Consider the following 13,753-nt stretch of genomic DNA (forward strand, 5'->3'; position numbering starts at 1 on the left):
AACTCCCTTTCCTTTTCTATCATAGCTTTGTTTCAAGTATGATTCAATTATCAAGGGTTAAACATGTGATTACTCTATGCTCTACTGCTCGATAGCAATTGATTTTGCAATGTTCATTAACTCACTTGCATCATTCTCAATTCTAGACTTTTGGGTATATGTGGTGATTTTAGCGCCACCAATGCCAATTTGTAATTCGTAGCCCTCTCCATCGTCAGGAAGAATCCGTATATACCCAAATTTATCATCATCACTGTACGAATCCAGCACAAGTGCTTGATCAGACTGAGCAACATCGTAATTCAACTCACTTGAAGCGGGTTCAAATTCGTTATAAAAAACGATATATGTTTGCTTCCCATCAACAAGAATCAAATTACTTTCATCTTTGCTCTCTACGTCTACACGATCAGGTATATAAATAGAATTACTTTCCATTTCATAATTTGTTTCAATCGGTGTCTCGCTATAAAATACCGCTTCAGCCGCTTCTGTTGCATCTGCTAATGCTTCTTCTTCTGATTTAAGTCCACATCCAGCGAGCAATATAATAGCTAAAGCTGTTACAGATAGCGTAACGATTAAATTTTTCACGACGCTTCCTCCTAGTACGTACTTTTTAGCCATTGTTCATGATACTATGAAATGATTTATTTTTAAAGAACAAAAGCGGAGAAGGACCAGTTAGCGAAGAACGGACTGCCCCAGTATTTTTGGGGTTCGATAGGTCGAACATTTCTAGAGAGGTGATAAAACTGGAGGCAGTCGATGAAAACAACTAAAGAACCAATAGAATCTTAGAGTATGCTTAGTCGGAAGCACTTCATCCAAAAAAAACGTGAACAGTGGAGGACCACCGCTCACGTTTCATTAATTTATAAAAACAAATTGCATTTTATTATACCAGGTTAACCTTATCCAAAGTTTTTAACTTCTAAATAACAGCGTTACATAAGTGGTTAAAACTTATCTGATCAGGATGCTTACAAAAGTTATATTCACTTGCATCTCGCGCACAGACAGCAAGCTTGTAGCCTGTTGCAATTGTGAATTGCTTTAGCATGAAGTCCTTAACCTCTTCATTTCTATCCATATCTATAATAACGAAGTGGTCCACCTTTGTTTTTTTCACCCGAAACGAGTGAAGCGGAATAGCCAACCCTTTTCCTAATGCCTTCACATAACTTTCTTTCATTGTCCAAAAATCATAGCATGCAAGACTTTTATTCTCTGCAGCAAGTATTTCCCAATATTCAAACTCGGTAAAAAGCTGCTTAGCCATACATAAATCGAATGCCTTTACCTTTTCTACATCAATACCGACCTGCTGATCGTTCACCGCACAGACAACAAAATCACCAGAATGAGAAATATTAAATTGTATAGAAGGATAATCTGGAAAATATGGCTTACCATATGCATTTTTTCCTATAGTAATATCCTTCACTCGCTTCCCTGTCTGTTTATAAAGTACATGCTTAATCAACAGTTCACCGACCAATGTCCGGTAAGCATCAGCAAGGTGAAAGAATTTCAGTATTCGCTTTTGGCTCTCGTCAGATACATATGTCAGCAATGATGTTAAATCCGATTGGCTTTTTTCTTCGGGTAATCGGCAAATAAAAACTTCAACCAATCCCTTTGCTCCTTTCCACATCATCCAATCTCAACTGTGGCTTGCGCTTATTTTCCGTTTCTTTAAATCTCATTGCAATGATCCATGCGATAATTAGAAATAAAGCAGCGCCGAACAATGCATACTGATAGGTCAATAATCCAATATGTTCACCCTCTACTGCATCCGTTGCACCTAGTACACTGGCCAATATAGCTACACCAAGTACAGAGCCAAGTCGGTTTTGCATATTAAATAATGTCGTCGCCCTGCTCATAGAAGCAGAATCAATATGTTTAAATGCAGAAATTTGTGCAGCTCCTACGGTCTGGCCTAGGAAAAACCCTATCCCGAACATCAATACTCTCAGCAACCATGGATTAGATAATGCGGATAGTGCAATGAGTATAAATACAATAATGGTGCCTAATAGAGAAAAGATTAACAGACGCTGCAATCCAAGTTTTTTCAACGTCCAAGGCATGATCTGAGAAGCTACCATTAATCCAAGCGCTTCTAGAAATGTCGTTAGTCCTGTGTGTAAAGCACTTACATTTAATGCGTTTTGGTACATGAGCGGAAATACGTAGAGCATCCCCAATAAACCAGCCGCTGAACAGAGACTGATTAGACTCATTGTGCGAAACATCGGATCTTTCAAGAGGCTTAAATTGATCATCGGTTTATCGATACGAAGTTCTACAAGAACTAGCGCAATCATTAAAGAAATACCGACAAGACCAGTAATTAGAATTTCCGGAGAAGTCCAACCTTTTATCGTACCTTGTGTGAGTGCATAAATTGACATCGAAAAACCTGATAGCGACAGTAAAAAACCTTTATAATCAAATTTACCTACCGCTTCCTCCAGATGTTCCTGCAAGTATACCTTCCCTATTACTAAGGCCAATATGCCAATTGGAATATTTATATAAAATATCCATCGCCAGGAAAGAACATCTACAAGCAATCCGCCAATTACCGGGCCAAGTGCAGGTGCAAGTGCAATCGGTATAATAAGTATACGTGAAAGCTTTGGTCGTTCTTCATGGGTAAACGTTCTAAATAAAATCGCCATACCAACAGGGGTAAGAAAACCTGCCCCTATGCCCTGCAAAATTCGAAACAGGTTCAATGTAAACATATTGTGAGCTATTCCGCATAATGCCGACGCAATCGTAAATATTGCAAGCGCGGCTAAAAATACACGTTTCGTCCCAAAACGGTCTCCAAACCAACCAGCTGCTGGAAGAAACATCGCTAAGCTAATGAGATAACCGATATTGATCGTCCCTGTAGCAGCAGGGGGAACGTCGAACGCTTCCACGATTGACGGTAACGCAACATTAACAATGGTACTATCAAGAGCAGACATAAACATAGCGAGTACATAAACAATGACTACTGCTACTCTAGCATTAAAATATTGCTTCATTCCTAAGCCCTAGAACCAATGCTTTCAGATACTCTCAAACTATTTGGCATCTGATTATGCCAATGTGATTTAATATAATCCAGGCACTTTTCGCGATTGTCTGCTCCGTAAACATTTTCCCATCCTGATGGTATATCCAGAAAGTCGGGCCAGAGTGAATACTGGCCTTCCTCATTGATTAAGACTACATAAATCCCATCCGGATTTTCGAAAGGATTGCTCATCATCTATCTCTCCTCTATGAATCTATTAAGGTACGTCCATACATACTGTTTAGCTTTTTAGAAATAATTTCTCCGATTTCCGCCAAAGGTTCCGGCTGACACATGTCCTTATGACGACAATGAATATCATACGCTTCAAGATTCCCATGAATATAAGATTCCCATGCGTTAACATGTATCGGGTCAAACCACTCTGGAATAATAGTCGACCGGAAAAAGAGAATATCACCAACAAATATTTCCGGTTCTGATTTGCTTAAAATATGTACAGACTGTACATATGTTTTCTTCAAGTTCATAATCACAGCGTCATCAAGGCTTGCTAATGCACTACCGTCTTTCTTAAGCAACTCGATTACATCCTCCAATTCCAATGTCTTCTTCCCAAAACTTTCAGGATCATATCCTCCCAAGGCAAGTAAAGCAATCTGCGCTTCTGATTCGTTAGGCATATTGTTTATCGGAAGAAAATGATTTGGATATGCATCCAGCATAGCAACAAGTGCAACCTTTTCCCCTTGTTGTTGAAGTTTTGCTGCCATTGCTTGAACAACATTCCCACCTAATGACCATCCAATCAGATGATAAGGACCTTCAGGCTGAACACTTTGTATCTGCTCAATATAATCCGCAGCCATTTCATCCAAAGACTTCGGATAGTTGCCTGGCTCCGAAATTCCTCGTGCCTGCAAGCCGTATATCGGAAAGTCCTTCCTTAATGCTTTGATCAGCCCCGCATAGCACCAACTAAGCCCTCCTGCAGGATGTACGCAGAATATCGGTGGAAGACTACCGCTTCTACGCAGTGGTAACAACACGTTAAGTGCACTATGATCATCACCAATTTCCAATCGTTCAGCAAGCCCTGCAACAGTCGGAGATTCAAAGAGATTACCAATACTAAGCTCTATACCGAACGTTTCTTTAATTCGCGTCATCAACTGTACAGCAAGCAGAGAGTGACCACCAAGATGGAAAAACTCATCATCGATCCCAACATAAGGCACTTCAAGTACTTCCATAAATAGGTTACAAAGGACTTCTTCTTGTGGTGTTCTTGGCCCACGTCCAGTCATTTCTACTGTATATTCAGGTTGAGGCAATGCCTTGTAATCGAGTTTGCCATTAGGTGTTAATGGAAATTCGTCGATCACTACAAACGCTGATGGAACCATATAATCAGGCAAGCGTTTTGCAACCCAGTGCCGTAAATCAACACGCTCTCCATTTTCGTTTCTCTTTAAGACAACATAAGCTATAAGCCGTTGATCACCAGGTTGATCTTCCCTGCTTATCACTGTTGCTTGATCTATTTGAGAGTGTTCCGAAAGCACATGTTCGATCTCTCCTAACTCAATTCTGAATCCTCTTATTTTAACCTGTTGGTCGGCTCTACCTAAATAATCCAGCACTCCGTAGTCTTTCCAACAAGCTAAATCACCTGTGCGGTACATTCTTGTACCACTCTCCCCATAGGGATTAGCTATAAAGCGACCTGCAGTCAGATCGGCTCGGCCAAAATAACCTCTCGCTAATCCAGGACCGGATATATACAATTCCCCTACGACACCTAATGGAACCGGCTGGAGAAAATTATCCAATACAAATACATCAAGATCAGGTATACCTTGGCCAATGATACTAGCTGCTCGTGCTGACAAAGTCCTCTCGCTAAGCTCCATGTACGTAACATGAACAGTTGTTTCTGTAATACCATACATATTGATTAGCTTCGGTGCATCATCAGCATGTCTTTCATACCAATCGTCCAATCGACTTAATTCGAGTGCTTCTCCTCCAAAAATGACATACCTTAATACTAGATTCTGCCCGATTACTTCCTGTTCCCGATCTGCCTGCATTAACTGATAAAATGCGGAAGGTGTCTGATTTAATACGGTAACTCCTTCTTGAACAAGTAACTGCAGAAAGTCAGCAGGTGAACGGCTAATCGTATGCGGTACAATAACAAGACGCCCGCCATACAATAGAGCACCCCACATTTCCCAAACAGAAAAGTCAAATGCATAAGAGTGAAACAGCGTCCATACATCATCTGCTCTAAATTGGAACCATTGATCAGTTGCCGTAAGCAAACGATGAACATTTTGGTGAGGAATAACAACCCCTTTTGGAAGACCCGTTGAGCCGGAAGTATAAATAATGTAAGCTGGATGAAGCGGCATCAACGGCTGGACTCGTTCATGATCTGTCGGATTTGTAACCTTATTTTCATTTAACTTTTCTACAATTTCTTTTTTGTCCAAGACAATACTTGGAGTCACATCCGTTTCCGGAAGTTTGGCAGCATATGCTTCATTTGTAATGATAAACTTCGGCTTTACATCTTCTAGCATAAATGCGATACGTTCACTTGGATAATTCGGATCGAGCGGTACATATCCTGCTCCAGCCTTCAATATCCCTAATAAACCGATTATCATTTCAAATGACCTTGGTAGAGCAAGTGCGACAAACTGCTCCGGGCCAACACCTTCAGCTATTAATAAATGTGCAAGCTGATTCGCTTTCTGATTCAATGTTTGGTAACTCATTTTTTCGTTTTCAATTACTAGTGCAATATTTTCTGGATGAAGCATCGCTTGCTTTTCAAATAGCGATGGCAAGGACAGCTCTTGCATATCTTCATTTGCACTTCCAAGTGTCAGCAACTTTTGCTTTTCTTCCTGTTCCAATATTTCAAGACGTCCAATCGGTTGCTCCTGATCCTTCACAGCTGATTCTAATAACAGAATAAGCCGTCTTACCATCAATACGATCGTTTCTTCCGTAAAAAGATCCGTACTAAATTCTAGGAAACCATCTAAACCATCTGCATTTCCAATGTCATTAAAACGTTCACGAAACTCTAACGTAAAATCAAACTTAGCTGCTCCTACACTATAAATCGATAAATCACTCTCTAGATCAGGTAAATCCAGGTCCGGAGCAGTTGTATTTTGTAGTGCGAGCATAATTTGAAATAATGGATGCTTTGATCTCGAACGAACTGGATTTAGTACCTCTACTAATCTTTCAAACGGTAGATCTTGGTTTTCATAAGCATTGATATTGATCTTTCTCACTCTGTCGAGCAATTTCCGGAAGCTTGGATCACCAGATGTGTCTGTACGCAACACCAATGTATTAATAAATAAACCAACAAGATCGGTTAGCGTATCATCATTTCTTCCCGCTACTGGGCTTCCTAAAGGTATATCAGTTCCTGCTCCTAGTCGTGTCAGCAATGCTGTCAGCCCTGCTTGTAATGTCATAAATAAACTGACTCCGTTTTGTGCAGCCATATCCAGCAACTGCTGATGCAGTTCCGGGCGAATCGTAAATTGGTATGTCTCTCCCTGATAGCTTGACTCCAATGGGCGGGAATAGTCTGTCGGTAATTCTAGGTGGTCAGGCAAGTCTGCTAATGTTTCTTGCCAGTAAGCAAGCTGTTCATCAGCTAAAGGTTTGGTATCCTGCTTGTTATCTAGCAGTTTTTCTTGCCAAAGCGCATAGTCTGTATACTGCACGGGTAATGCTGTCCATTTTGGAGCTTCTTCTTGACAACGACTAACATATGCCCGCTTTAGATCCTCTGTTAAAGGCGTCAGCGACCATCCATCACCTACAATGTGATGCAGTAATAAGACAAGCACATACTTGTCCGCTTCTAATTCAAAAAGCTCAACCCGAAACGCCGGCTCCTTTGCCAAGTTAAAGCAATACCTTACAGCTTTGTTCAATTGATCATTTAATTTCGCTTCTTCAATTTGATGCACATGCAGTACAGGTTTGGCCGCCTCGGTATCCAATATAAGCTGTTGGGAAGCCCCTGCTTGTTCCGGAAAAATTGTTCTTAATGATTGATGTCGCTCAACCACATCCACCAGCGCATCCCGTAATGCAGCGTAATTTAATGTTCCTTTTAAATGAACGACAACCGGGATATTATAAGTTGGACTAGGTCCTTCCAGCTGGTATAGGAACCATAAACGTCGTTGCGCGAATGATAATGGAATCATTTCTTGAACTTCTTCCTTCTCAATAGGTGGTCTTACTTGCTTACCCTTGTCCAGCTGCTTAACAAGAGTTGCAATAGTCGGAGTCTCGAAAATCTTTCCAATGCCGACCTCAACTTCAAAAACTTCACGAATTCGATTAACTAACTGGGCAGCAAGTAACGAATGTCCACCAAGATCAAAGAAACTATCATCAATCCCTATTTCCGAAACACCTAAAACTTGTTTAAATAGATCACATAATATTTCTTCTTGTGGGGTTCTTGGTTCTCGGCTTTGATCGCCTTTCATGATATCCGGTTCCGGTAACGCTTTTCGATCAATTTTCTTATTAGGCGTTAATGGCAAGGCATCTAATATAACAAATGCGGCAGGAACCATATGGGCAGGCAGCTTATTTCGTGCAGATTGGCGAAGTTCAGTTAGATCAATTTCTTCTCCTATCTCTGGTACAAGATAAGCAATTAAGCGTTTATCCCCTAACTCATCCTCCCGAACGACAGCTACTACTTGATTAACAGTGCAGTCTTTTGCAAGAAAAGCCTCAATTTCTCCAAGCTCGATTCTAAAACCTCTAATTTTAATCTGATGATCTGATCTACCTATATATTCAAGCCTGCCTTCTGCTCCCCAACGGACAACATCGCCAGTCCGATACATTCGATCTCCTGGTGACCCATATGGGTTGGCAATGAAGCTTATCGCAGTTAAATCAGGTCTGTTAAAGTATCCTCGTGCCAGTCCTTTTCCAGCTATATATAAATCTCCGCTCATTCCAGGGGCAACAGGCTGCAAGCTGGAATCCAGCACAAATACCTGTGTATTTCCAATCGGGCTCCCGATGGAAGGAATACCTGTTTGCTTCGGATTAAGGGTCATCGCTGTAGACCATATCGTTGTTTCTGTCGGACCATAAAGGTTTGTTACTTCACAATCAAGTTCATTAAGCGCTTCTGCTAGATTAGCTGTAAGCGCCTCTCCACCGACAAGCACCCGTAGTCCCCGTAATTTTTGCGGGAATGACGAGACGAGGGCATGCCAATGAGTTGGTGTTGCCTGCATGACAGTAATACTGTTTTCTTCAATCAGATGCGCTAATAAAACGGGATCTTTAACTACTTCCTTTTCTGCAATAACACAACTTGATCCGCTAATAAGCGGGAGAAATATTTCCAGTGCCGATATATCAAAAGCGATTGTTGTAACAGCTAAAAATCGATCCTCTTTCCCTAATTTAAATCTGTTTTGCATCGAATGAAGGAAATTCATCAAGGCTTCCGCGGTCACAACAACCCCTTTCGGCCGACCAGTCGAACCAGATGTATAGATCATATATGCTGGCCGATGAGATGCTATTGGTACGCAAGGAAAATCGATATTAGCATAGGCAGCTAACCTTTCCTGAACAACTAAATCATCTAACACGAGATTCGGAACTTCACTTTCTGGCAAATCATACTGTACTGACTGATGTGTCAGTATACACATAGGCTTGGCATCATCCAGCATATAAGCAATACGATCAGATGGGTAATCCGGATCAATCGGTAAATAGGCTGCTCCCGTTTTTAGAACAGCTAAGATGGCAATAACCATATCTTCTGATCGCGGCAGTGCTAATACAGCAAATTTCTCAGGTCCCAGCCCATGTTCTTTTAGTAAGTGGGCAAGACGATTAACTTGCTCATTCAATGCAGAATACGTAAGCGTCTTTTCATTAAATCTCAACGCTTGAGCCTTCGGTGTAGATATCGCCTGCCTTACGAATATTTCCTGTACAGTTACTTGCTCCTGCTCTAACGAAGTACGATTCCATCTGTATAAGACATTGTCTTTTTCCTCTGGTAAAAGGACATTCATTTCCGAAACATTCACATCTGCTTCTGTCATTGCAATATTTTCTATTACATGTAAAAGACGCCCGAGATGAAGTTCTATTTCCTGTTCACTATAAATATCTGCATTCGCGTTAAGATCGACTCTTAGCCCTTTACCATCACGCTGATCATAAATATTTAGAGAAAGATCATCCACTGGTCCTGTATGAAGCTTATGCGTTTTCCCTATACTTCCAGCAAAATTTAATTCATAATCAAACGGCATCATATTAATTTGCGGACCGAATAATCGCTGATTTCCACCCACCAATTTCAGGTCTCGACGTAATGTTTCATGTCGGTAATTCTGATGCAAACGAACTTCATGCATTTCTCGCTGCACTTGCTGCATTAATTCTGAAAAAGTCATACTAGGACGCACCGCAAGACGTAATGGCAGCAAATTCATTACCATTGCAGGTACCTTTACCGATGATGTGCCCATACGGCACATCATCGGTAAACAGAGAACAACATCTTCAGCACTAGTTAACCGCTGCATATAAACGGCTACAGCCGCAACAATTACTTCATACAAACTTCCTCTATTGGCCATTTGTTTCAATTGATCCACTGTATCAGTTGGGACATAGCCTGTCTGATAGATAATCTGGTTTGATAATCGTGACGAAGTATCTGCGAAACTTACTACGTCGGGTTGATCGCTAAAACGGTTCATCCAGAAAGTGCGATCATGCATGTATTTCTCCGAAGTTAGATATGCCTCATTTTCCTCTAACACATCTTGATATGACCCCAGCTTGTCTACAACAGGATGCTGATATACAAGTGATGTATAAATATCTGCTACTCGCTGTGCTATGAGCGCAAATCCATATGCATCCGCAGCAATATGGTGAATACGCTGATACCAGAAATACTGATCCGAACTCACCTTAAATAAGGCTTGCTTGAACAGAAAATCTTGTGTCAGATCAATTGCTTCTGCAAGGTCGACCTTCATCCAACTTTCAGCAGCTTGTCGCGGATTTTTCTCCCCACTTACATCTATAAAATGAAAGGAAAAATCTCTCTGTTCACGAACTTCCTGCCATGGTCCTTCTTCACTCTCTCCAAACCTGGTATGTAGCGAATCTGCCTCTTCGATTGCCTGCCGTAGTGCTTTTTCAAAGTGTTCTAGCTGTAGACTACCGTTAATCTCAACATATTCAGCCGTATTATAAATAGGATTCTCCGGTTCCAGTTGTTGTGCATACCAAATACCGGCTTGAGCACCAGTCAATGAATGATGCGCCACTATCGATCTAGGCATATCTTTAAACCTCCTTTTTCATTTATACCTTGTCTCTTACCCTGTCGATTAAATTCCACCATGCTGATAAGTTACCTTTTTCTGCCAACCTGATAAAATTAACTTCTAACCCCTTTTGTCTCCACGACTCAACCAAACTCATTAGCCGAATGGAATCGAGCCCTAGATCGAACAGATCATCTGTATCTGAAAGTTCTTCAGCCTCCAAATCCAGAAGTTCGGCAACTTGTTGGCGCATTGCTTCAAAAGTAAATGATCCTGTCATGTGTGTTTCTTCCTTTGTATAGCTCCCCTCACTCACTTGCAATTCTCGCAGTATGTCAGCAGTAGAAGTTGTAGCTGCACATCGTTTTGTTGCATATTCGATCGCCATTTTATGCTCATCCAATGAAAAGTCTGCAACTGCATCAGCAACAAAGAAAGGCTGTATATCATACATAAATGCTTCAGCTGCAGTTAGAAGACATCCGATATGTGCATAAACACCACAAATAATTAACTGGTCACGCCCTTGTTTCTGTATAATATCCAGAAAGTCTGATCTTTTAAATGCACTATACCGCCATTTCGTAAGCATTAAATCATTTTCCTCGGGTGTGAGTGCATCAATAATGCTAGTCTGCGCTGGATCATCCGAAAGCCCTTCACCCCAGAAATCTGTTAACAGTGCCCTATCCTCTGGATTCTGATCACCTGGCTGTGCTGTATAAACTACTGGAATAGATTGTTTTTTACATTGTGCTTTCAGTAATTCAATATGGTCTACCAGCTCCGTTACCGGTGATTGACCTCTGTCATAAAAATTTAAAAAGTAATCTTGCATATCATGAATAAGCAGAACAGCCCGGTCTGGGTTCACCTGCCATGAAACTTTATTTTCTGGAAAATCCGATACATTCGGCATTGAATAAGATGGAATCTTAGGAATACCCATTAAAACACTTCCTTTCATATTTTTGATTTTATACATTTGCTAATTTTTCTGTAATCATCTTACGTAAAGCTTTTTTACTGACTTTCCCGAAAGGTGTTTGCGGAAAGGAATTAACAATCTCGATTCGATCAGGAATTTTATAAGTTGCAATCCCTCTCTTTTGCAGAAACGCCTTTATTTCAGCGGCAGACGGTGTTTGCTCAAAAGGGATAATAAATGCACAAGACCGCTCACCGAGAAATTTATCGGGCATGGAGACAATCGCGACATCTAATACATGACGATGTGCAATCAGATGATCTTCCACTTCTTCTGCTGCTATTTTTTCACCACCACGGTTAATTTGATCTTTGACACGGCCTTCCATAACGATATATCCTGCTTCATTTAAACTCACTAAATCCCCTGTACGGTAAAATCCATCTGAAGTAAATGCTTTTGCATTATGTTGATCTGCTTTATAATATCCCCGGATTGTATATGGGCCACGAGTTAACAATTCTCCGGCTTCTCCTTGTGCTACTTCACGATCTTCCTCGTCAACAATCCGGATTTCATCGTAAGGGGACATCGGGCGCCCTTGGGTATGGATGACAATTTCATCGGGATCAACTAACCTGGTATAATTCACTAATCCCTCAGCCATCCCATATACCTGCTGCAATTTGCAATCAAATGCTGGCCGTATCCTTTTAGCAGTTTCTGAACTGAAATGTGCACCACCGACTTGAATAACCTGAAGACTGGAGAAATCGTAAGACCGTGTCTTGACAGCTTCCAGCCAGATAATTGCTAGTGGCGGAACAAGTGCTGTAATACTTACTTTCTCCTTTTCAATCAGTGGAAAGGCCTCATCCGGACTCGGACCAGATGAAAGAACAATCCTGGCACCAGCATAAAGTGCGCCAAGCACCCCCGGTGAACTTAACGGATAATTATGCGCAATCGGCAAAACAGCCAAATAGACGCTCTTCTCGTTTAGCTCGCATATTTCATTGCTCCTGCGCAAGCTATAAATATATTCATCATGTGTTCTCGGTATCAGTTTAGAAAGTCCTGTGCTTCCTCCAGAAAGCTGTAGAAAAGCGATGTCACTAGGTGATACTTCAGGCTGTATATACTGATCATCCATATATAAATCGGCTAATTTCACAAAATCCTCTGTTTCACCAAGTGTAATAACATGCTGTAAGGAAGGTGTATTTTCATGTACTTCCCGAGCCATGTCCAAATAGTTATAGCCATTGAAATGATCTGGCATGATATACGCCTTCGCTTCTGAAAATGCGCAGAAATATTGGATCTCACTATAGCGATGCGTTGGAAGTGAAAATACTGGCAATACACCTAGCCTGAACAATGCAAAACAAACTTCAAAAAATGCAATTGTATTTGGTAATTGAACGACAACACGGTCTTCTTTTTTTAATCCTATCCGCTGAAACCCTGCCGCTAATTGATCTACTCTCTCATCTAATGTTTTATAGCTCACATACTCTTCACCATTTGTTAAGGCAATATTCTCACTATACATAGCGGCTCTATCCCGCAATATTTGTCCAAATGTTTCACCCCGCCAGCAATCTGTTTCACGGTAAAATGCGGCAATTTCATGGGGCCAAGGTTGACATCCATCTAACAAAATAATTTCCTCCCTGCTCATTCGTTTATAGTTTCCTGCAAAACTTCTATCAGTCTTTTATACCCATTGCCTGTAGCATCGTTCGGAACTTAGCTGAAGTCTCGTTCAATTCTTCTTCTGCTTTTGAACCAGCTACCACTCCCGCACCAGCAAACAGCCGTATAGAACGTTCCTTTACTTCAGCACAGCGAATTGTTACAATCCATTCTCCATCCCCGTTTTCATCACACCAACCGACCATTCCGGTAAAGAGACCTCGTTCAAATGGCTCTATTTCATAGATAGCTTCACGAGCTAATGCTGTTGGATAACCACAAACAGCTGGTGTCGGATGCAGTGCAATAGCCAGCTCCAACGAAGATGTTTCTAGCTGTTTTAAAGTTCCACGTATCTCTGTCGAAAGATGCCACATTGCTTCTGTCTTCACTAAAGACGGTGACTCTGGCACTTCGATTGTTTCACAGAATGGAGCCAGTGCTTCCTTCACCATGTCAACAACGACAGCATGCTCATATAAGTCTTTTTCCGAATCTAGCAGCTCCTTGGCCCGCCTTTGATCTTCGACTAAATCATCACTGCGAGGACGGGAACCTGCAAGGGGATTTGCAAATACAGTATGTCCGCGTTTGGATACAAGCAGTTCTGGGCTGGCGCCAACCAGTGTACGTTTTCCTTTAGATTCCTTTGGTTTGCCGGCCGGTTTTTCATCCGTTAAATCGACTGCAAATGTATAC

Annotated in this window: 8 protein-coding genes; all 8 read right to left on the reverse strand. The window is 41.3% G+C overall.

The window, feature by feature from the left end; translation table 11 throughout:
• Window positions 1-81 precede the first annotated feature (81 nt).
• Window positions 82-594: an LptM family lipoprotein gene (locus tag F1560_RS15920; protein WP_149475634.1), complete on the reverse strand. Its 513-nt coding sequence runs from the start codon at window positions 592-594 to the stop codon at window positions 82-84.
• Between the two features lie 340 nt (window positions 595-934).
• Complete coding sequence (locus F1560_RS15925) at window positions 935-1,636, reverse strand: 4'-phosphopantetheinyl transferase family protein (RefSeq protein WP_187773750.1); 702 nt, start codon at window positions 1,634-1,636, stop codon at window positions 935-937.
• On the reverse strand, window positions 1,629-3,050 hold the full coding sequence (locus F1560_RS15930) for an MDR family MFS transporter (RefSeq protein ID WP_149475636.1): 1,422 nt from the start codon (window positions 3,048-3,050) through the stop codon (window positions 1,629-1,631). The genes F1560_RS15925 and F1560_RS15930 overlap by 8 nt, the downstream gene beginning before the upstream one ends.
• Window positions 3,051-3,052: 2 nt before the next feature.
• Complete coding sequence (locus tag F1560_RS15935; protein ID WP_245347693.1) at window positions 3,053-3,274, reverse strand: MbtH family protein; 222 nt, start codon at window positions 3,272-3,274, stop codon at window positions 3,053-3,055.
• Window positions 3,275-3,288: 14 nt separating this feature from the next.
• Complete coding sequence (locus F1560_RS15940; RefSeq protein ID WP_149475638.1) at window positions 3,289-10,443, reverse strand: amino acid adenylation domain-containing protein; 7,155 nt, start codon at window positions 10,441-10,443, stop codon at window positions 3,289-3,291.
• A 22-nt stretch (window positions 10,444-10,465) separates the two neighbouring features.
• A complete protein-coding gene (locus F1560_RS15945) occupies window positions 10,466-11,377 on the reverse strand; it encodes an isochorismatase (protein ID WP_149475639.1) in 912 nt (303 codons plus the stop codon).
• 28 nt (window positions 11,378-11,405) lie between these two features.
• A complete protein-coding gene (locus tag F1560_RS15950; RefSeq protein WP_210095911.1) occupies window positions 11,406-13,019 on the reverse strand; it encodes a (2,3-dihydroxybenzoyl)adenylate synthase in 1,614 nt (537 codons plus the stop codon).
• Window positions 13,020-13,068: 49 nt separating this feature from the next.
• The coding region (locus F1560_RS15955) for an isochorismate synthase (protein ID WP_149475721.1) at window positions 13,069-13,753 on the reverse strand (685 nt) is incomplete at its 5' end.

The organism is Oceanobacillus polygoni (genome assembly GCF_008304605.1).
GTDB lineage: Bacteria > Bacillota > Bacilli > Bacillales > Amphibacillaceae > Oceanobacillus > Oceanobacillus polygoni.

Coding starts and splice junctions, on each gene's coding strand:
- F1560_RS15930 (WP_149475636.1), bottom strand. CDS start 3,050: ATGAAGCAATATTTTAATGCTAGAGTAGCAGTAGTCATTGTTTATGTA.
- F1560_RS15935 (WP_245347693.1), bottom strand. CDS start 3,274: ATGAGCAATCCTTTCGAAAATCCGGATGGGATTTATGTAGTCTTAATC.
- F1560_RS15940 (WP_149475638.1), bottom strand. CDS start 10,443: ATGCCTAGATCGATAGTGGCGCATCATTCATTGACTGGTGCTCAAGCC.
- F1560_RS15945 (WP_149475639.1), bottom strand. CDS start 11,377: ATGGGTATTCCTAAGATTCCATCTTATTCAATGCCGAATGTATCGGAT.